Consider the following 19,448-nt stretch of genomic DNA (forward strand, 5'->3'; position numbering starts at 1 on the left):
TCCGTTCATCAGAGAGTGTTGCAACTGATTAAGAGAGACTGCAATGGTATCTACTATGCAGAACTAGGAGAGCTGAGGTTTGATAGTGTATTTCAGCCTATTGTCGACTCTGAACGTGAAATATACGCTTTCGAAGCGCTTGTCAGGATAAAAAATACCGCAGAAGAGGTAATGATCAACCCTGGTGAATACTTTAACTTACTGATAAATAATACAGAAGAGCTGCTTTTTACCACAACACTCTGCTCTATGATTCACATCAGGAACTTTTCGCAGTCCGGTTTTCGTACTAAGAAAATTTTCTTGAACACGCCTCCTATTGTTTTTGAGAGCTTGTCTAATTGCAGAGAGGCGATCGATCTCCTTTTACGCGCTCTACAGTCTATTGGTATTCAAACTGAACAAGTTGTCTATGAAATTATGGAGTTCGAAGGTGTCGATTTGACGGCGACACTGTCTGGAAAAGAGAACTTGAGGCGAAATGGAATATTGATAGCCATTGATGACTACGGGTGCGAATTTGCTACGGCTGAACGGGTGATATCTGTTGAACCTGACTATTTGAAAGTCGACAGAAGCATTGTTCAACAAGTCGAGTCAGATGATTTTGATGCTCTGCTAACCGCATTAAAGCTTGGGAAAGGTGCAAATGCTAAGGTGATTGCTGAAGGAGTCGAAACGAAACAAACATTTGAATGTTGTAAGTCTCTTGGGATTGAGTTATTCCAAGGCTACTATTTTGAACCTCCCCGAATGCTTAAGCCAAAATAATATATCAGGGTATATTACCTATTATGTAAATTTATTTTAACTTGTTAATGGTCTCTAAATTAATAGGTTATAACAGTTTTGTAAGTTATGTATTTACACCGTACTTTCTATGTCACTTTCCATTACAATCGCTGCGTATATTTTTATCAGTAAGCTTTATTTGTTTAGGTGAGATTTTGAGTAAAGGTAAGATTCTGATCGTTGAGGATGATTTGGAGATTTGTCGCTTGGTCCAGATGTATCTTGAAGCTGACGATTACCAAGTAAGTACAATCAACGACGGCGCCGAAGCGTTACAAGCTATTCAAGACATTGATCCTGACCTGATTTTATTAGACTTGATGCTTCCAGGGCTAAGTGGAGCTGATATTTGCGTCAAAGCTAAACAGTTCTTCAAAGGGATGATCATGGTTCTCACCGCTTCTGAAGAAGAGATGAGCGAAGTAAGCTTACTGAGATTTGGCGCCGATGATTACATGACCAAACCAGTAAGAGGTCATGTATTGCTAGCTAGAATTGAAGCATTACTACGAAGAAAAGAGGGGCGAGTTCTAAGAGCTTTAAAACCAGAGTATGTCTCTCATAACACCCCTTCAAATACCTTTCATATTGATGAGATTAACAAAACCGTAAATTGCCAAGGGCATAACCTTCAATTGACTGCTGCCCAGTTTGAAATTTTTCAGATCCTGATGGAAAACAAAGGAAAAATCGTCAGTCGAGAACAGTGTTGTCAGCTATTTAGAGGTGTCGAGTATGGGTTTAATGATCGCTCAATCGATATGCGCATATCCGGTCTACGTAAGAAGTTAGCACATGCACAGTGTGCGGGCACCATGATTCGAACCATTCGCAATAAAGGGTATATGCTTGTTGATTCGTGAACGATTTTCTAGCATGTTTTTCCGACTGTATATGGGTATTGCGATATCCATCGTTTTGATTGTTGGTTTTACATTCAGTGTCGGAGAAAACTATCTCTACAAAACTAATGCCGAAGCTTTCCTGCGTGACGCGCACTTGTACCTTGAGAAGTACAGCTTTACCTCTCAGAAGGCCACTGGTCTTTATAATGATCTTCAACAACAGAGAAAAATCCACTCTTATACCGTTGAGTTAGAGCTATTGTCTCAATGGGACGGTTCGCCGCCTTGTAAAGATTGTACAGAGGTTTCGAGGATTGATGGCTCCCCGATATACGAGAGCGAACAATATTACACATCTGTGATGACTATTCCCGGCAGTGTTGAGCACTTGGTCTTCTCAAAAGACAAAAACTATTTCGCCTATACCACGCCGTGGTTTCAAACTACCTCCGTCCTATTTTTGTTGTCGTTGGTGTGCGGGATCATTCCTATTTTTATCTTTGCTATCTACCTCCCAACCCGCCAGCTTCAGCATCAATCTCAAGAGTTTTTGGCGACTCAAACCCTGTTCGGTGATGGTAACTTTTCGAAACGCGCTGATTCTGATGTACCCAATCCAGTAGGGAGTGTGGCCAAGAACTTCAATCGAATGGCAGATGAGATAGAGAGCCGATTGGTACAAAGCCAAGTGTTTGCTCAAGCTATTCCCCATGAGGTGAGAACCCCTCTAAGCCGGATCCAGTTGGTGAGTGACCTCATCCGGATGAAGAATCCTTCGATTGATCCCAAGCTGCTTGATGATATTGATATGTATATTGAAGATATTAATACTCTGACTGAAGACATCATCAAATTGTCGCGACTTACTTCTAAAGAGTCCTCTTTCTATGAAGCGCGAAAGACAGAGCTCGAACTGGTTAGTTTCGTCGGTACGAGGTTAAACGCATTGCCTCACGGGATAATTGCCGTCGAATGTGATTTTGTCGATGAAGCGGCCATCATATGTGATCACACCATGGCTCGTTTGGTGGTTGATAATCTCATCAAAAATGCCCTGAAGTACGCCCATAGTAGGGTACTGGTAAGCATTCAAAAGCAAGGCTGTGAGATTCGAATGTCGGTAGAAGATGATGGCCCAGGGATACCGTCAGAGAGGCGGGATGAGATTTTCGTTCCTTTTTCTCGATTAGATAAAAGCCGCACGTCTCAAACGGGTGGCTTTGGGCTAGGTCTCGCAATTACAGATGCTGCTGCCAAGCGTTCTGGTTGGCATATTGAGGTAGGTGAGAGCCGCTATTCGGGCGCCCAGTTTACGTTCTTGATTCCGTGTCGTAACGAGCGAAGTGACGTTCCACAAGTACTAGTGACTACTGGCTGTTAGCTTCAGTTACGACTAGTGACAAAATCTAACTAGATTGGTTAATTTAGCTAATCAAAGACAACATCAAAACGACATATAATGTGGGTAGCCTTACCCGCATTTACTTTCCATTGTTGTATGTATGGAGCCTTTTATGCTGTTGTCACTTCCCCCTGCGATTATGCTGTCGCTTGCGATTGTACTTGAGGTCATCGCTACCTCGCTTCTTCCGAAAACCAATCAATTCACCTCAATACCTACGTCAATCGCTGTGCTAGTTGGTTACGGCAGTGCTTTCTATCTACTATCACTCACAGTGCAAACCATGTCTTTGGGTGTGGCGTATGCGATTTGGTGTGGTGCGGGCATCGTACTCGTTGCAGCCCTATCTTGGCTTGTCTACGGCCAAAAACTCGATATCTACGCAGTTATCGGTATCGCCTTAATTTTGGCTGGCGTGGTGATCATCAACCTGTTTTCTAGCTCGGTGAGTCATTAGTTGATGTTTGATACTTTGATTGACGATTACGTGTATTTGGTACCGCAGTGTTAAATCTATTTAATCAAAAACCGACACAAATGAGTTCACACTCTGCTGAATGTTTTCTGCGAACAATTTGGCTAACTCAGACATCGGTTTGTGTGCTGGCGTGAGAATAGCATGATCGAATGTCACTACTGGGGAGAAAGGGCGAAAGACAACTTTCCCTTGCTCACCTTTATAGAGCTTATAACTCGCGGCACTTATTGGATCACAGATACAAGCACATAACTGTTGTTCGACAAACTCAAAGCCAGAAATGTAGTTTTGCAGCTCGAACCTAGGGCGATAGGCGGCATTATGCTCTTCAAACAACGCGCGTAAGTGCTCACTTGCAGCGTGACGAGTAAAAAGAGTCGCAAGTGGGAAGTCATCGAGGTCGTTCGGAGTAATCGTCTGTTTCTTGGCAAGAGGATGATCAATGTGCAAGGCACAGACGCCTTGTAAGTGAATCGGTTCTACATGGAATGAGTCTCTATCTTTGGGTAACTCTGAGTAGCCGATATCGTATTGTTGGGAAGCAATCCAATCTTGAACCATGGTTGAGCTACGCATCATCATGGATACCTCAACCTCAGGCCTGTCTTTTACAAACTCCGCAATAACGTGAGGCATAAAGAATAATGCGGCGGCTGGCATGCAGGCGATCCTCAATTTGCCTCGCGTTAGGTTTTTCACTTCTGCCATTAACTGAGTCGCGCGTGAAAGCCGCTCTAGAATCGCATCGCTCTCTTCAAGTAAAAAATACGCCTCAGGGTTCGGCACTAGTCGACCTTTATGTCGTTCGAATAATGCAAAGCCAAGTTCTTTCTCTAATCCGACCAGCATTGCGCTGATCGCCGGCTGTGTTCGGCACAACGTTTTGGCCGCTAAGGTCACGGATCCAGAGCGCATCACGGTGCGAAAGGTTTCTAGCTGTTTTATAGAAAGGTTATTCATACGAGCCTATAAGAAAAAGTTATCAGATTAGAGAAATTTTAAATTTGTTTTTATTGCTTGTCATCATTAAATTAACGAGGTGTTTACAAATAAAACAATAAGGAAATAACAACGTGGAGCAAAAGTTTAGATATCTACTCACTTTCCTGATTGCATCTGTGGCATTGATGCAGTTTGTTCAGGTAGTGACACGATATGTCTTTGAAGTCCCAATTATGGGGCTTGAAGAGTCGATGGTTATTCCGACCTTATGGCTCTACATGCTTGGTGCGGTGAATGCGTCTAGGGAAGATACGCAAATCCGTGCAAATGTACTGGAAATATTTATCAAGACAGAGCGAGGTCATCAAATATTAGCCCTTATCAGTGAAACGATCAGCTTGGTGATTTCGAGTTGGTTGACCTACTGGGCTTGGGACTACGTCAAGTATGCGTGGCGGGTTTGGAAAGAGAGCCCAACGCTTTATATCCCAACTTTTTATCACGAGTGCTCGGTCTTTATCGGCTTACTCCTGATAACCCTCTTTATTGCAATGCACGTGGTCAAGTTGATTCGTCAACTGATGTCTCCTTCCTATCAAGTAAATAAGGTCTAATTATGGTTGAAGTAGCTCTGTTGGCAGTAGCCGTCTTGGTCATACTGCTGACCTTTGGTGTGCCGTTACCGTTCTGTTTTGGTGGTGCGTTAATGGTGATGGTTTTTATCGGCGATATGTCGATGAAAGGCAATATGATGTGGGGAGCAGGTCAGCTGATGAACCCTGTTCTGCTAGCTATTCCGCTATTTGTTCTGGCAGGAACTATCATGAGCAGGAGCGGCATTGCCGCCAGTTTACTCGGATTTGTGAACGTGTTCGTCGGTCATATTCGCGGCGGTCTAGGGATTGTTGCATCCTTCAGTTGTGCAATCATTGGTGCCATTTCTGGTAGTGGGTTAACCGGTGTCGCGGCTATTGGTCCTTTGTTAATCCCTGAGATGGAAAAGCGCGGGTATCCAAGAGCGTATGCGACCGCACTGATTGCAAACTCGTCCATTTTGGGACTGTTGATTCCGCCAAGCGTAACCATGATTGTCTACGGTTGGGTAACGGATACCTCTATTCTCGCCTGTTTCCTAGCAACGCTTGGCCCTGGTTTATTAGTGACCTTCAACTTCGCATTAATCAATATGTACAAAGCGCGCAAGTTCCCATTGATTTTGGATAATAAGCCGTCGATGTCAGAGTTGATTAAGCAAACCTCTAGCAAGACGTTTAATGCCGTACCGGCTTTATTAATGCCGGTAATCATCTTAGGTGGAATCTATGGTGGCGTGATGACGCCGACTGAGGCCGCAGCTGTAGCCGTTATCTATGCTGTTCCAGTGGGTTTTCTTATCTACAAAGGCTTGAGCTGGAAAACACTGCTTATCTCGGGGAAAGAATCAGCAACGGCGGTCGGGTCAATCATGTTCATGATTTTGTTCAGTTTGATTCTTAGCCAGATGTTCGTGGTTGAGGATATTCCTCAGCAACTGGTCGAAGCGATTTTCGGTATCACTGAAAACAAAGTCCTGCTGCTTATTTTTATCAACATTTTGTTGTTCTTAGTAGGAATGGTGGTCAATGACCTGACTGCAATCATTCTTATCGCTCCGCTATTACTACCTCTGATGACCGCTATTGGCATCAGCCCGATTCAGTTTGCAGCAATCATGGGTGTGAATACAGCAATGGGTGGTGTTACTCCACCATACGCGTCGATTCTATACCTAGGTGCACGTATCGGTAACGTTAAATTCTCCGAAGTAGTTGGCCCCGCAATGTCGCTGATACTACTTGGTTATCTACCTGTAGTGATTCTTACCTCTTTCTGGTCAGAACTATCACTCTTCCTCCCTACTGTGTTTGGTTACTAAAAGGAAATTACCAATGACAAAAACAAGTAAGTTTGCTCCTACTAAAGCACTGAAAAAATACACGTTGCTTGCTTCTCTTATCGCAGCTGCAGCGACGGTTATCCCTGCACAAGCGACGACGCTGAAAATCAGCCATGTTCGCCCACAAGGTACTGTAGTTGATAACGATATCAAACAACTCAGCGATGAACTGAAAGCGGCAACGGATGGCGATCTTAAGCTTCGAGTTTATGCAGCAAACGCTTTAGGTGACTACACCTTAGTTCAGGAACGTATCTCTGTTGGTGCGATTGACATGGCACTACAGCCTGCATCGACTTCAACGGATCGTAAAATGCAGATTGGCTTGCTACCTTTCCTTGCCAATAACTGGGAAGAGGCACAAAACATCTACGGTAGCGGAGCACCAGTCAGAACCGCAATGGAAGAGTTATTTGCTAAACAAGACATCACACTACTTGCTGCTTACCCAGTTTATTTTGGTGGTATTTCACTGAATCGTAATGCGGTTGAAGCGGGTAACCCTGATGTGAGTAAAGGCATTAAGCTTCGCGTTCCACCAATCAAGAGCTTCCAGCTACTTGCTGACAATGTAGGTTATATCGGCTCGCCACTACCGTTTTCCGAAGCCTTTACTGCAGTACAAACTGGGGTGGTAGATGGAGTGATTGGCTCTGGAGCCGAAGGTTATTATGCCTCGTTCCGTGACGTAACTAAAACGTACATTCCACTCAATACTCACTTTGAAATCTGGTATCTGATGATTAACTCAGAGCGTTTAGATGACCTTAATGAAAACGAGAAAAACGCCTTGGTGTCGGCGGCGGCTGAGTTTGAATCTCGACGCTGGGGAGCGGCGCAAATAGACCAGAAAGCTAACGAGCAAAAACTAGTTGATGCCGGCGCGACAATCGTCGAAATGACTCCGGTACAGCTGAAATTGACGGCGGATAAGGTTCGTACAACCGTATGGCCTCAGATCATTAATGATATTGGTTCTGACTGGAGCCAACCAATTCTAGACAAAGCGCTTAATTAAACTAAGCGCACCTCCAAGTAGGGGCGTTGTTGCGCCCCTTATTACAAAAGTCTGAAGAGAACGATATGAAACCGGATTACATAATTGTCGGTGGAGGCGTCGTGGGCTGCGCAGTGGCTTACGGACTGCTCAAAGCTGGCCACAAGGTAACAGTACTCGATGGTGGAGATGAGGCGCATCGTGCATCACGAGGGAATTTTGGCTTGGTGTGGCTATCGAGTAAAGGTTTAGGTGCCCCTCATTATGCCGCGTGGACACGTCGCTCAGTGGGGCTATGGCGCGAGCTGGCTGATGAGCTTGAAGAGATGACGGGTGAAGAACTCAATCTTGTTCAAAACGGGGGGTACGACTTTCATTTTTGCCAGCAAGAGATGGCAGAGAAAGCCAAGCAGTATGAGGTGCTTCGACAACAACTGGGTACGGATCATCCCTACGAAGTCTGGGATAGAGATCGTCTTATTGCTGAAGAACCAGACATTGGTGAAGAAGTTGTTGGTGCTATTTATGGCCCGGAAGATGGGCATGTGAATCCGTTAAATCTGCTTCGTGCTTACACTAAAGCAATCAATGAGTTAGGCGCAAATGTTGTCACTGGCGTTACTGTGTCAGAGATAAGCAAAAACGACTCACAGCGATTCGACGTCATACTGCAAGATGGAACGCGTTACAACAGCGCTAAAGTGGTTTTGTCTGCAGGTTTAGGATCGGCGGAACTGGGCTCTAAGCTTGGCTTTGTTGCACCAATTAGCGCACAAAAAGGTCAAGTTCTGATTACCGAAAAGCTACCTCCAAGACTGAAGCGTGCTTCAGGGATCATCAGACAGGTTAATGAAGGCGGTATTCAGATTGGAGACTCTAAGGAGAACGCTGGTTTTGATGATAGCGATACCTTAGACGTGACGGCGGCGATAGCTGAACGCGCGATTGCGGTTTATCCGTTTTTAGCCCAGACAAAGTTGGTTCGTAGCTGGGGAGCAATTCGCATTATATCTCCCGATGGCTTACCGATATATCAACAGTCGAAAACCAACTCAGGCGCTTATCTCATTAGTTGTCATAGTGGTATTACATTAGCCGCAGCGCACAGTTTTTTGCTCCCAGCTTGGCTAGAAGAAGCAGCGGATGCACCAACTTTGGAGTTATTCAGTGAAGACAGGTTCTAAGTTTCAACGAATGGTTGCGACAGAAAGGTCGCAACAGACGGTGGAGTTTTTTTGGGAAGGCAAGTCATACACAGCCTTTGCCGGTGACACCATTGCGGCTGCATTGTTGGCTGCAGGTGTTGACCATACTCGAGAGTCTCCACAGTCGGGAGCCCCCCGCGCCCCGTTTTGCATGATGGGTAGTTGCTTTGAGTGTCGTGTTCAAGTCAATGGTGAGCACAATGTCCAAGCATGTATGAATGTAATAGAAGATGGCATGACGATTTGCCGTCAGACAAATTAGTGGTGAATTCATGCAAGACGAAATAAAAAAACAAGTCGATGTATGTGTCATTGGTGCTGGCCCAGCTGGAATGAGCGCGGCAGTGAGGTGCGCAGAAGCAGGTGCCAATGTGGTTGTGATTGATGAACAGCCGGTCCCGGGAGGTCAAATATATCGAGCGCAGAAAGAACAAGGGCATCCTAACGGCTCTATCTTTGGCCCCGACTATCAACATGGTTCAAGCATAATCAAAGCCTTTAATCGAGCGCCGCTGACCCATATTACCAGAGCGACACTGTGGCGAGTCGACAGTGAAAACTGCGTCTACTGGAGCCAAAATGGTGTAGCCAATAAAACCGTAGCGAAACAAATCATCATTGCGACTGGGGCAACGGAAAGGCCATTTCCATTTGTCGGTTGGACTTTACCGGGAGCGATGACCGCGGGTGCATGTCAGATTATGATGAAAACCTCGGGCTTAGTTCCAACCAATGCTGTGCTTGTCGGTACTGGGCCACTCATCTATTTGCTCGCGGCACAGATGATCGATGCGGGCTCGCCTCCTAAAGCGATTGTTGATACCCAACAATCTAGCAGTTACGTCGAAGCAATTCGCTATTCGGGCGGAGCTTTAAAAGGTCGCAAGGTACTTTTCAAAGGTCTTAAACTGTTGGCTAAAATCCGCCGTGCTGGAGTTAAACGCTACACCGGTGCCACCGACATAGCCGCTTATGGAGAGCAAGCTGTCGAGCGACTCACTTTCACTGCTCAAGGACAGCCACACGCCTTAAATACCGATACTTTGCTCTTTCACATTGGCGTTGTTCCTAATGTTCAGCTCACGAGAGCAATGGGATTAGAGCACGAATGGGATCCGCTACAGATCTGTTGGCGACCAAAGGTTGATCAATACCACCAAAGCTCTCGCCAAGGTGTTTTTGTTGCTGGTGATGGCAGCGGCATTGGTGGAGCAATGGCTGCGCAATACCAAGGTCAGCTTGCTGCAGTTAGTGCTTTAATGTCACTTGAAAGTGATGGGGAAATGTCACTGACTGAAGAACGAGACAAGCTTAGATCATTGATTCATAAAGAGATTGGAGTGCGACCGTTTTTGGACGCACTGTACACGCCACCTAAGCAGGCACTGACACCAAGCGATCAGACTATCGTTTGCCGTTGTGAGGAAGTCACAGCAGGACAAATTCGTCGTCAGGTAGAGAGAGGTGCGCACGGGATCAATCAAATCAAAACCTATACACGTTGTGGTATGGGGCCTTGTCAGGGGCGCTATTGCGGTACCACGGTGGCTCATATTATCCAAGAGGAAGCAGGGATTCCGATGGAGAAGGTGGGCTATTACCGCCTGAGAAACCCGATTAAACCACTCAAACTGGGTGAGTTGGCTAGCTTGACCCCAATCGGCGAATCATTCATGCACAAATATAGAAATAAAGGAACACAAAATGACTCACATCCAGCGTAATCACACCAATCAAAGAATGAGCAAAATCGTTATTCATAATGATACTGTCTATCTTTGTGGTCAGGTCGGTGTGAAAGGCACCAGCGTTGCTGAACAAACCGCAGAGGCGTTATCCCGAGTTGAAAGCCTGCTAATTGAAGCGGGTAGTGATAAAGATCATGTGTTACAAACCACGGTTTGGTTGGCAGACATGCAGGACTTTGCGGAAATGAACCATGTCTGGGACGAGTGGTTTAAACCTGGTTTTGCTCCTGCGAGAGCATGTGGTGAAGCGAAGTTGGCAAGCCCTGAACTAAAAGTAGAGCTATTAGTTACAGCTGCCTTAAAGCAGACTAACTAAAGATAGCTATGTAATAGTACATCGCTCTAAAGGATTGTCTCTTAGGGCGATGTTTTATCCTTTAACATTCACATGGATTTCATCTCTAAAACCGCCACAAACGCATCCAAATACTCTTCTATAGCGAAGTTTGCTGAAACGGGCGGCAGTTCCACGGTTGTACACGGCAGGTTTCTTTCTTCACACCATGTGCCGAATGATCCCGGGGTTTCGTAATCGACATCTTCGACAACTGGTAGCTTGAACTGCTTTCCTAACCAAGAGGAGAGTGGTTTGTAGCCAAGAGTTTAAAGAGCGCTACCAAGAACAGCTCGACGCTCGCGACTTCGCTTCTACCTTCTATCATTCGCGGTACAAACCATGTCACTTGGTGTCGCATACGCAATTTGGTGTGGTGCGGGCATCGTGCTCGTCGCAGCCTTGTCTTGGCTTGTCCACGGCCAAAAGCTCGATATCTACGCAGTCATCGGTATCGCCTTGATTTTGGTTGGCGTGGTGATTGTCAACCTGTTTTCTAGTTCGGTGAGTCATTCAGACAGTTTCTATATGTTTTAGTTAGTGCTATGCCAATACAGTTCGATTTATCATTTTGAAAAAGTTTAACCTTTTTTTGACTTCAAGCTTTTGAACAGCAAAAAAGCTCCCCTTGCATGAATGGCATAATTGTTTAATCACACGCACTAGAGCTTAGAGCTCTAGACTACAATTGGTTTTGTTATAAATAGGAATGAAATGTCTTATTCAGAAATAGAGTGCGCAATTGAACAGTATGCTAAAGCTTATGAAAGACTTCAAGATTTGCAGGAAAGAGAGTCTTCTATTCCAAAGGGAGACCAAAAGACGGGAAGCATAGGTGAATATTATGCTTATCGTTATTTGTCATCTGCTTTTCCTGATAGCGAGCTAACATATGGTTCCCACAGTGAGAAAGGTTGGGATATTCATGTATCAGGAGTTGATATCAAGGTACAAGTCAAAACGGTCTCAGCATACTCAAAAACACGGACTATATCTCCAATTCATAGTGGATGGGATGTATTACATATTGTCTATGTTAACAAGGCACTTAGACCTGAAGGATTTTGGATCATTGAAGACAGTCGTTTAGTCAGTGGAAAATCACAATTGAAAGGTAAAAAGTGTAGACATCCAACGAACCCAAACCAAGTAGGTTCAAAAGATATTCCATTTGGTGAGAATCGTATTGATGAGCTTCTAATAGCGTTTTAGGTTTGGCGGTTTTCCGACAAACGAATTGTCGACGTGGTCGCTGTTAAAGTAAACCATACCTATCTTTGAGAGCTTTTGTTTAGTTATAAGCGATTAAAGCAACTTATGAGATTAATATTGAGTGTTTATATAGACACTTTGTGTCTCGATAGGGTTTGTTATCGTTTTTCTGTGTAAAGTAAAATAGACAAACTTATTATAAATGAAAGGAATCAGGGTAGAAATGCCAACAGGTGAAGTTGCAGGCTCTTTATTTCAGGATGCGTTATCTATCGCAACAACTTTAAGAGTAGAAGAAAACGAATGTATAAACATCGCCACTATTACTTACTTAGAACTATTAAATAAAGGTTACGTCCCTGAACTCATTGTCGGAAGCGTTGAATGTGGTGGGCATCATATATTTAAATGCCCTGCTCATTTCGACCAAACTCACTTGGTAGAAAAGAGTGAGTTTGATGGACACTTATGGGTTGAATGTGACAACTATATTATAGATATAGCTTTCCTTTTTACAGTAAGAAAGTCTCCAACTCTTCAGAAGTTCCTTTTTTCAAAAGGGACAGACCTAAGGCGTTTAAGCATATGCAAGCCAATAAACAAAGGTAGAACCCCTGACGGATTGAGTTACGACAAACGGTGCGTAATTATTGAACCTGAACTTATCACTACCTTAGAGTTAGGTGCACAAAATTGGCTCAATGGTTCAAAGAGGTTTGTTTAATCTCATGTTTTGTTTTTTCGGATGATTACTTTAAACCCCAACACCGCCACAAACGCATCCAAATACTCTTCTATCGCGAAGTCCGCCGAAACGGGTGGCAGTTCCACTGTTATACACGGCAGGTTTTTCTCTTCGCACCATGTGCCAAATGAGCCTGGGGTTTCGTAATCGACATCTTCGACAACTGGTAGGTTGAACTGCTGGCCTAACCAAGAGGCAAGTTCTGATTGTGCTGGGTCGTCAATGAGGGCGAGTGGTTCATGGAAAGAGATGACGAACTTAGGCTTCCGCTTTTCGATGAGGTTTATCAGCGATTGTACTTCTGGCTCAAGGCGGTTCTGCTGTCCGGTACTCACTTTTACATCTCTAACTGGAGTGTTTGAGCTCCAGCGATATACAGTGCCATCTTCTTTCCAATTTTGAGTCGGGAAGGCGCGGTTTAAGTCTACTTGATTAGCGTTAGCACGAGTGCCCAGTTGATTACCGTCTGGGTTCATCGACAAGATCACGTCGTGCCTTAGGTTGGCAGCTGGCAAACTTCTTAACGCACACGATAAGCCCGCGATAGACGCGGTTTCATCGCCGTGGGTGCCCGCTAAAATTAGCCCGCGAGCGTCGCTTTTGATTTGGGCAGGGAAATAGAGCAAAGGAGCCCCTAATATAGAACTTCCATACGTCAGCGGCTTTATTGAAAACGCAGCTCTTTCCGTTCTTGGAATTAAACTCACCTTAATCTCCTGATTGATCAAGTACTATCTATTAGATAAATACAACCGTCAAAACTCGTCAACTGTCGCATTGTTAATTTTATTACTCTGCTTCAAAGATAGGCTAGGAGAGCAAAAACATATGGATTTTAAGAAACAGTCAACGGCTTTACTCATCTCATCTTTATTGACCCCTTTTATAGCTGTAACAGCCGCAGCAGATACTCTACCTGCTGGAACCACTCTGGCTAAGGAACAACATTTAGTACGCGCCAATGATGCAGAAGCAGCGACGCTCGATCCTGCCAAAGCTGAGGGCTTACCGGAAATGCACATTTTACGAGACTTGTTTGAAGGTTTAGTGATTCAAGACCGCGATGGCAATATTACTCCGGGCGTTGCTGAGTCTTGGGAAACTGAGGACAACAAAACCTTTGTGTTCCATTTGCGTAAAGACGCCAAGTGGTCGAACGGCGATCCAGTCACGGCAGACGATTTTGTATATGCGTTAAGACGTGCTGTGGACCCTAAAACTGCATCACCGAATGTGTGGTATTTAAAGCTCACCAAAATCAACAATATTGCTGATGTAGCCGAAGGCAAAAAGCCGCTAGATGCATTGGGCGTGTCTGCTGTTGGTAAGCACACGCTTCGCTTCGAACTTGATAGCAAAGTCCCTTATTTTGTGGCGATGACAGGCCACACTTCGATGATGCCTGTTCACGAGGCCAATCTAGAAAACAGTGATAAACCTTGGAGCGATCCAAAGCAGTTTGTCGGCAATGGTGCTTTCCTTCTGGATGAGTGGGTGGTCAATGAACGTGTGGAACTGAAGAAGAACCCAAACTACTGGGATAGTGATGATACGCACTTAAATCAGGTGACATACATTCCGTTTGAAAACCAGAATGCATCGATTAATCGCTATGCGGTAGGTGAGGTCGACATCACTTCAGATGTACCAACACATATGGCACAGAAACTACAAAAAGAGTATCAGCAAGCGTATACCGCAGTTCCTCTGCTGTGTACTTATTACTATGCGTTTAACACCACGCGTGCACCATTTGATGACGTGCGAGTCCGTCAGGCTGTCTCCTATTCGATCATGCGTGATGTTGTCACAAATGGTGTCACACAAGTGGGCAACTTGCCTGCCTATACCTTTGCTCATGAGTACACCGCAGGCTTCGATGCCACTCAACCGGAGTACAGTCAGTGGACGCAAAAACAGCGTGATGAGAAAGCACAACAACTGCTGAAAGAGGCGGGATACGATGCGTCTAACCCATTGGATTTTAAGCTACTCTACAACACCAGTGAGTCTAACAAGTCGATTGCAGTGGCGATTGCATCAATGTTGAAAAACAACTTGGGTGCTAAAGTTGAGTTAGAAAACCAAGAGTGGAAATCTTACTTGGTGTCTCGCAGGCAGGGTGACTTTGATGTGATGCGCGCCTCTTGGTGTGGTGACTATAACGAAGCCTCTACGTTCCTAAGCCTGCTGCGTTCTGGTTCATCGGGTAACTTTGCGCGTTACAGCAGTGAAGCTTATGACCAAGCGATGGAGAGTGCGCTGTCGGCAACTACTGAACAAGAGCGTCAAACCTTCTATGACCAAGCAGAACAATCGCTAGCGGTCGATATGCCAATTGCTCCAATCTACTACTACATGCAAGCGCGATTGGTTCGACCAACCGTGGGTGGCTTTGCCAAGAATAATGTAGAAGGACGTATTTACTCGAAAGATCTCTACATTAAGCAGTAAGTTCGTGTCCGTTTAAACATTGGCACGAATGTATGACATTTAGAAAAGGGACGTTGATCATAATTTTCTGATCAACGTCCCTTCGTCATTAATCTGTAACGCGAACTGCAAAAAACTGAAACCTGATTGAAGTAATTTTCACTTTTATTTCAATTAGGTGAAGCCATGTTACCCCCTCTTCGCGCCCTTGTAGCATTCGAAGCAGTTGCCCGCCTTGGCTCAATTGGTGCGGCGGCGCGCGAGTTGTGTGTTACTCAAGCAGCGGTAAGCCAACAACTCAAAAGCCTAGAGACCTTTTTCGATACCACACTGTTTGAACGTAGCTCAAAGGGCGTACGTTTAACCTCGGCTGCGCAGCAGTATCAACCGATTGTTTCGGGATCACTTGCTCACCTAAAGCTGCAAACACAAATCTTATTTGGCGAGAAAGAGACCGACGTACTGAGCCTACGCGTCAATCACACCTTCTGCCATAACTGGCTACTGCCACGGCTTGCCTCTTTCTATCAAAAATACCCCTTTATTCGTTTGGATATTCAGCTGGTGGACTGGCCGTCGACCACGCCTTGTCAGAACGTTGATATCGAACTGACCAACGGCAAAGTCGAGAGCGAAGACACCCATTTTGAACGACTTTTCCAAGAGCATTGGCAATTGGTTTGCAGCCCAGAGTTTAAAGAGCGCTACCAAGAGCAGCTCGATGCCCACGATTTTGCTTCATTGCCAACAGTGCAAGTGAAAGGCTATCGAGAGAACTGGTTGCAGTGGCTTAGCCATAATCAGTTTGAGATGTCACTGCCGCAAGTTCAGCTAGAAATTAGTAACTCACTACACGCGCTAGAGGCGGTTAAGCAGGGCGTTGGTGTGCTGCTGGTGAGGTCGTTGGCGGTTACTGAACTGCTTAAGAAAGGGGAGGTGGTGCTCGCCAGTGACGCCTTTATGCCTGCTGAATCTGCCCACTACTTGATTACCAAGCATAGTCGAAGTGCCAAGGTGAATTTCTTCTGTGATTGGCTCTATCACCAAATTGAAAGTGCGGAACCTGAGTAAAGGTTTTCTTATGAGTGGCCATAAAAAAAATGAGGGGCGCTCTTACTAACCTGTCACATAAAACGCTTAGCTTAAGCACATACAAACAAGGATGAGGTCACCATGAGTGCTTTCTCACAACACATGACAAATCGACTGAAAGTGCTGCTGTTTACAGCGCCACTGTTAGTTCCACTGTTTACTTTTTGGTTAGTGCCGTTTGGCTACTCCATTTATATCAGCTTCACCGACTGGGATTATATTTCGTCAGATTACGACTTTGTTGGGCTCGAAAATTACCAATACATGGTGGAAGACTTTGAGTTTCTGCAAGCAGCGATGAACACCTTCTGGTTCTCACTTGGTGTCGTCGTGCCAACTATTCTATTGGGTCTTGTGTTTGCCATGTTGCTGCACAAAAACTTCAAAGGCAGCCAGTTTTATCGCGCGGTGATCTTCTCCCCTTGGATCACGCCAACGGTCGCGGTGTCGATAGTTTGGTCTTGGGTATTTGAGACCAAATCTGGCCTAGCGAACCATCTATTACAGTCGATGGGCTTTAACGCGATCCCATGGTTAGAGAGCGGAAATACTGCCCTAGTTGCGGTGATTATCGTAACAGTGTGGCAGGCGATTGGCTGGACGATGTTGTTCTACATTAGCGCCCTCAACAAGATCCCAGAGTCGCTTTATGAGGCGTCTTTGATTGATGGCTGTAGCAGCCTAACGCGCTTTTTAAAAATAACCTTACCGCTTATCTCGCCAACCACGTTCTTCTTAGTGGTCGTCAACATTATCACGGCGATGCAGGCGTTCGATCAGTTCCAGATCCTAACCCAAGGCGGGCCGGGCGGAGAGACACGCACCTTACTTTACCTCTTCTATCAACAAGCGTTTGAGCGCTATGAGATGGGACCAGCTGCAGCGACTTCCTTGGTGATTTTCCTCATCACAGGCCTGCTCGCACTGCTCAATACCTATATGGGCAAACGCTGGGTGTATTACTAAACCGGATTTGAAAAGGACAACATCATGACCACGCAAACATTAGATGCGAATCCGGTGATTCGCGCAACCAGACCACTAAAAGGCAGTAGTGCGAGAGCGCAGCGTTCTTCAGTGGCAATTAAAACTGAGAAACAACAATCGAGTACGGCGCCTGCAACTCGAGTTAATGCGCAGTCTATGGCGGCATTGAGTAAGCACCTGTTCTTGATGGTGTGCGGCACCATCATGGTATTCCCATTCTTGTGGATGCTGTCGGGCTCGCTGAAAAGCAATGATGAGATCTTCGCGAACCCATTAGATCTTATTCCTTCGCAGTTCCGTTGGGAGACATTCATTGAGACGTTCCAGAGCGCGCCTTTTGGTTTGTACATCTTCAATAGCTTTAGTGTGGCTCTGTTCACTACGTTATTGGTGATCATCAATTCGGCGATGTTTGCTTACGCCCTGACTCAGCTGAAGTTTCGCTCTAAAACTTTGCTCTACTTTGTGGTGATGGGGTGTTACATGCTGCCGGGTGCCGTGACCTACATCCCTTCTTACATCACCTTGGCCAAGCTAGGACTTTTGGATTCTCACATGGGGTTGATTGCGTCTAACGCAGCCTCAGTATTTGGTGTGTTCTACCTGCGCCAAGTGTTTATCAAGGTGCATCCATCCTTGGTTGAAGCGGCGCGTATCGATGGCGCAGGCGAGTTAAAAATCCTTTGGGCGATAGTGCTACCGCAGTGCCGAGCGGCAGTGGCAACACTATTCCTTATCACCTTTATCACCAACTACAACAGTTACATGTGGCCGAGTCTGGTTATCACCACTCAGGAATTGAACCTGATTGCGACTGGTATTCGTCACTACTTTATCGCTGAAGGCAACTACGGTTTGAACTGGTCGCAGATCATGGCGGCGAGCACCATTGCTGTAATGCCTTTGTTGATTCTATTCGTCATCTGTCAAAAGACGATTCTTTCAGGTATCGCCGATAACGGCGTAAAAGAGTAAACGGAAATGAAACTAAAAACTCTCGCACTAGTGTGTGCTGGCGCAGCAAGCGCTTCTATGTTCTCTAGCAGTGTTCTTGCAGCAACAGAGGTTAACTTCTGGTATTCCGGTGGTACTAAGCCTCAACAAATGATGACTAAGCTTATTGAGGAGTTCAATGCGAGCCAAGATGAGTACGTTGTTAAGCCAGCTCTACAAGGTAACTACACGGAAACTTACCAAAAGCTGCAAGCAGGTTTGGCGTCTCGAACGGCTCCTGAACTGGTTCTTCTTGATTCTGGTCGTGCAGAAGCGATGCATGGGCGTGGATTGAGCCGTGACTTAACGCCATTCATGGATGAAGAGTTTAACTTCTCTGATTTCATTGGTGCGTTCAAAGATCAAGTGACGGCAGATGATGGCACCGTGATTGGCTTGCCGGCTTACGGTACTACACAAGTGTTCTACTACAACAAGCAAGTGCTGGCTGAGCATGGTTTTACTGAGCAAGACCTAGCAACTTGGCAAGGTGTAGCAAAAGTGGCTGAGAAAGTGACGCAGCGTGACGACAAAGGCAACACCACTTTCTATGGTTGGGAGCCGATGTGGGGCCAAGACAACATGATCGATGCCGCATTCTCTAATGGCGCCAAGATCATCAGTGATGACGGTAAGAAAGTGCTGATCGACTCTCCAGAATGGGTTGAGGTATGGGACAGCTTCCGTCAATGGATTCACGATGATCAGATCATGCGTATTCACTACGGCGGTCAAGGTTGGGAATACTGGTACAAGACTATCGATGACGTGATGAAAGACAACGCGCTTGGCTACACCGGCTCTTCTGGTGACCAAGGTGATTTGGACTTCACTAAGCTTGCAGCGACCACTCAACCGGGTTGGGGCAACCACCCATCAGCGCCACAAGCAGGCGCGCTGGTTTACGTGATGCCAAAGGGTACAGACGACAAAGCAGCGAAAGGTGCATTTGAGTTTGTTGAGTTCTACACCAATGCGAAGAACACAGCAGCTTGGTCAATGTTTACCGGTTACATCCCAGTACGTAACAGTGTATCTGAGGTGCCAGAGTATCAAGCATTCACTCAAGACAACCCACAAGCTCTGATTCCATTGAAGCAGGCGAATACGGCAACTAAAGACTTCCTTGACCCAACCAACGGCAAGATCATGGATGCTCTGAAAGTAGCGGCGGATCAAATCCAAATTCAGAACGTGCCAGCAGAAAAAGCGCTAAAACAAGCTGCGAAAAAGGCGCAACGTGCTTTGGATAGAGCGAATCGTTCATAACGTCGGGTTCAAGACATCCCGTATCTAAAACAGTAGCC

The 19,448-nt window shown here is 45.6% G+C and carries 20 protein-coding genes and 2 pseudogenes; 19 read left to right on the top strand and 3 right to left on the bottom strand.

From position 1 onward, the window contains the following. Positions 1–18 precede the first annotated feature (18 nt). The 4 genes from FIV04_RS19355 (at position 19) to FIV04_RS19370 (ending at position 3,496) form a co-directional block, all read left to right on the top strand. Positions 19–771 (top strand): EAL domain-containing protein, encoded by a 753-nt coding sequence (locus FIV04_RS19355; protein ID WP_172974288.1) that lies wholly within the window; start codon positions 19–21, stop codon positions 769–771. Positions 772–947: 176 nt separating this feature from the next. Continuing rightward, positions 948–1,655 (top strand): response regulator transcription factor, encoded by a 708-nt coding sequence (locus FIV04_RS19360; protein ID WP_152470159.1) that lies wholly within the window; start codon positions 948–950, stop codon positions 1,653–1,655. Positions 1,656–1,668: 13 nt separating this feature from the next. Next, the gene (locus FIV04_RS19365; RefSeq protein ID WP_152470160.1) at positions 1,669–3,018 is read left to right on the top strand and encodes a HAMP domain-containing sensor histidine kinase; all 1,350 of its coding nucleotides are present in this window, start codon (positions 1,669–1,671) and stop codon (positions 3,016–3,018) included. 133 nt (positions 3,019–3,151) lie between these two features. After that, positions 3,152–3,496, top strand: coding sequence for a multidrug efflux SMR transporter (locus FIV04_RS19370; protein WP_152470161.1), 345 nt, complete (start codon positions 3,152–3,154; stop codon positions 3,494–3,496). Positions 3,497–3,556: 60 nt separating this feature from the next. On the opposite strand, the gene FIV04_RS19375 is transcribed toward FIV04_RS19370, so the two are convergent. Further along, positions 3,557–4,477 carry a LysR substrate-binding domain-containing protein gene (locus FIV04_RS19375; RefSeq protein WP_152470162.1) on the bottom strand — a complete coding sequence of 307 codons (921 nt, stop codon included), beginning with the start codon at positions 4,475–4,477 and terminating at the stop codon, positions 3,557–3,559. 113 nt (positions 4,478–4,590) lie between these two features. Here FIV04_RS19375 and FIV04_RS19380 point away from each other — a divergent pair, with 113 nt between their 5' ends. The 7 genes from FIV04_RS19380 to FIV04_RS19410 all read left to right on the top strand — a co-directional run bounded on the left by FIV04_RS19380 (position 4,591) and on the right by FIV04_RS19410 (position 10,661). Further along, positions 4,591–5,073, top strand: a complete 483-nt coding sequence (locus FIV04_RS19380) for a TRAP transporter small permease (protein ID WP_008079941.1) — start codon at positions 4,591–4,593, stop codon at positions 5,071–5,073. 2 nt (positions 5,074–5,075) lie between these two features. Beyond that, positions 5,076–6,374, top strand: coding sequence for a TRAP transporter large permease (locus FIV04_RS19385; RefSeq protein WP_152470163.1), 1,299 nt, complete (start codon positions 5,076–5,078; stop codon positions 6,372–6,374). A 13-nt stretch (positions 6,375–6,387) separates the two neighbouring features. After that, entirely contained in the window at positions 6,388–7,413 is a 1,026-nt protein-coding gene (gene dctP, locus FIV04_RS19390; protein ID WP_152470164.1) for a TRAP transporter substrate-binding protein DctP, read from the top strand. A 65-nt stretch (positions 7,414–7,478) separates the two neighbouring features. Then, on the top strand, positions 7,479–8,576 hold the full coding sequence (locus FIV04_RS19395; RefSeq protein ID WP_152470165.1) for an FAD-binding oxidoreductase: 1,098 nt from the start codon (positions 7,479–7,481) through the stop codon (positions 8,574–8,576). Next, positions 8,560–8,859 carry a (2Fe-2S)-binding protein gene (locus tag FIV04_RS19400; RefSeq protein WP_150868498.1) on the top strand — a complete coding sequence of 100 codons (300 nt, stop codon included), beginning with the start codon at positions 8,560–8,562 and terminating at the stop codon, positions 8,857–8,859. The genes FIV04_RS19395 and FIV04_RS19400 overlap by 17 nt, the downstream gene beginning before the upstream one ends. Before the next feature lie 10 nt (positions 8,860–8,869). Then, entirely contained in the window at positions 8,870–10,321 is a 1,452-nt protein-coding gene (locus tag FIV04_RS19405) for an NAD(P)/FAD-dependent oxidoreductase (protein WP_152470166.1), read from the top strand. Further along, entirely contained in the window at positions 10,302–10,661 is a 360-nt protein-coding gene (locus tag FIV04_RS19410) for a RidA family protein (protein WP_152470167.1), read from the top strand. The genes FIV04_RS19405 and FIV04_RS19410 overlap by 20 nt, the downstream gene beginning before the upstream one ends. 68 nt (positions 10,662–10,729) lie before the next feature. Here the strand turns inward: FIV04_RS19410 and FIV04_RS19415 are convergent. After that, positions 10,730–10,930 (bottom strand): annotated as a pseudogene (locus FIV04_RS19415) (murein tripeptide amidase MpaA); the annotation flags it as partial. Between the two features lie 61 nt (positions 10,931–10,991). Between FIV04_RS19415 and FIV04_RS19420 the strand changes: the two are divergent. The 3 genes and pseudogenes from FIV04_RS19420 to FIV04_RS19430 all read left to right on the top strand — a co-directional run. Continuing rightward, positions 10,992–11,216: pseudogene (locus FIV04_RS19420) on the top strand (SMR family transporter); the annotation flags it as partial. Between the two features lie 177 nt (positions 11,217–11,393). Next, complete coding sequence (locus FIV04_RS19425) at positions 11,394–11,891, top strand: hypothetical protein (RefSeq protein ID WP_152470169.1); 498 nt, start codon at positions 11,394–11,396, stop codon at positions 11,889–11,891. A gap of 223 nt (positions 11,892–12,114) precedes the next feature. Continuing rightward, entirely contained in the window at positions 12,115–12,615 is a 501-nt protein-coding gene (locus FIV04_RS19430) for a hypothetical protein (protein ID WP_152470170.1), read from the top strand. 2 nt (positions 12,616–12,617) lie between these two features. Here the strand turns inward: FIV04_RS19430 and mpaA are convergent, their stop codons facing one another. Further along, positions 12,618–13,343, bottom strand: coding sequence for a murein tripeptide amidase MpaA (gene mpaA, locus FIV04_RS19435; RefSeq protein WP_152470171.1), 726 nt, complete (start codon positions 13,341–13,343; stop codon positions 12,618–12,620). 121 nt (positions 13,344–13,464) lie between these two features. On the opposite strand from mpaA, the gene FIV04_RS19440 reads away from it, so the two are divergent. The 5 genes from FIV04_RS19440 (at position 13,465) to FIV04_RS19460 (ending at position 19,410) form a co-directional block, all read left to right on the top strand. Continuing rightward, positions 13,465–15,090: an ABC transporter substrate-binding protein gene (locus FIV04_RS19440; protein ID WP_152470172.1), complete on the top strand. Its 1,626-nt coding sequence runs from the start codon at positions 13,465–13,467 to the stop codon at positions 15,088–15,090. 165 nt (positions 15,091–15,255) lie between these two features. Beyond that, positions 15,256–16,140: a LysR substrate-binding domain-containing protein gene (locus FIV04_RS19445; RefSeq protein ID WP_152470173.1), complete on the top strand. Its 885-nt coding sequence runs from the start codon at positions 15,256–15,258 to the stop codon at positions 16,138–16,140. 102 nt (positions 16,141–16,242) lie between these two features. After that, entirely contained in the window at positions 16,243–17,127 is an 885-nt protein-coding gene (locus FIV04_RS19450) for a carbohydrate ABC transporter permease (protein ID WP_152470174.1), read from the top strand. A gap of 24 nt (positions 17,128–17,151) precedes the next feature. Further along, positions 17,152–18,123 (top strand): carbohydrate ABC transporter permease, encoded by a 972-nt coding sequence (locus FIV04_RS19455; RefSeq protein ID WP_152470175.1) that lies wholly within the window; start codon positions 17,152–17,154, stop codon positions 18,121–18,123. A 6-nt stretch (positions 18,124–18,129) separates the two neighbouring features. Further along, positions 18,130–19,410 (top strand): extracellular solute-binding protein, encoded by a 1,281-nt coding sequence (locus tag FIV04_RS19460; RefSeq protein ID WP_032553472.1) that lies wholly within the window; start codon positions 18,130–18,132, stop codon positions 19,408–19,410. Positions 19,411–19,448: the final 38 nt, after the last annotated feature.

Origin of the sequence: Vibrio sp. THAF190c, from assembly GCF_009363355.1 — a bacterium.
GTDB lineage: Bacteria > Pseudomonadota > Gammaproteobacteria > Enterobacterales > Vibrionaceae > Vibrio > Vibrio fortis_A.

What these genes read in the sequence shown, in the direction of transcription:
- FIV04_RS19365 (WP_152470160.1), top strand. Translation starts at nt 1,669, where the DNA reads ATGTTTTTCCGACTGTATATGGGTATTGCGATATCCATCGTTTTGATT.
- FIV04_RS19370 (WP_152470161.1), top strand. Translation starts at nt 3,152, where the DNA reads ATGCTGTTGTCACTTCCCCCTGCGATTATGCTGTCGCTTGCGATTGTA.
- FIV04_RS19375 (WP_152470162.1), bottom strand. Translation starts at nt 4,477, where the DNA reads ATGAATAACCTTTCTATAAAACAGCTAGAAACCTTTCGCACCGTGATG.
- FIV04_RS19385 (WP_152470163.1), top strand. Translation starts at nt 5,076, where the DNA reads ATGGTTGAAGTAGCTCTGTTGGCAGTAGCCGTCTTGGTCATACTGCTG.
- dctP (WP_152470164.1), top strand. Translation starts at nt 6,388, where the DNA reads ATGACAAAAACAAGTAAGTTTGCTCCTACTAAAGCACTGAAAAAATAC.
- FIV04_RS19395 (WP_152470165.1), top strand. Translation starts at nt 7,479, where the DNA reads ATGAAACCGGATTACATAATTGTCGGTGGAGGCGTCGTGGGCTGCGCA.
- FIV04_RS19405 (WP_152470166.1), top strand. Translation starts at nt 8,870, where the DNA reads ATGCAAGACGAAATAAAAAAACAAGTCGATGTATGTGTCATTGGTGCT.
- FIV04_RS19410 (WP_152470167.1), top strand. Translation starts at nt 10,302, where the DNA reads ATGACTCACATCCAGCGTAATCACACCAATCAAAGAATGAGCAAAATC.
- FIV04_RS19425 (WP_152470169.1), top strand. Translation starts at nt 11,394, where the DNA reads ATGTCTTATTCAGAAATAGAGTGCGCAATTGAACAGTATGCTAAAGCT.
- FIV04_RS19430 (WP_152470170.1), top strand. Translation starts at nt 12,115, where the DNA reads ATGCCAACAGGTGAAGTTGCAGGCTCTTTATTTCAGGATGCGTTATCT.
- FIV04_RS19440 (WP_152470172.1), top strand. Translation starts at nt 13,465, where the DNA reads ATGGATTTTAAGAAACAGTCAACGGCTTTACTCATCTCATCTTTATTG.
- FIV04_RS19445 (WP_152470173.1), top strand. Translation starts at nt 15,256, where the DNA reads ATGTTACCCCCTCTTCGCGCCCTTGTAGCATTCGAAGCAGTTGCCCGC.
- FIV04_RS19450 (WP_152470174.1), top strand. Translation starts at nt 16,243, where the DNA reads ATGAGTGCTTTCTCACAACACATGACAAATCGACTGAAAGTGCTGCTG.
- FIV04_RS19455 (WP_152470175.1), top strand. Translation starts at nt 17,152, where the DNA reads ATGACCACGCAAACATTAGATGCGAATCCGGTGATTCGCGCAACCAGA.
- FIV04_RS19460 (WP_032553472.1), top strand. Translation starts at nt 18,130, where the DNA reads ATGAAACTAAAAACTCTCGCACTAGTGTGTGCTGGCGCAGCAAGCGCT.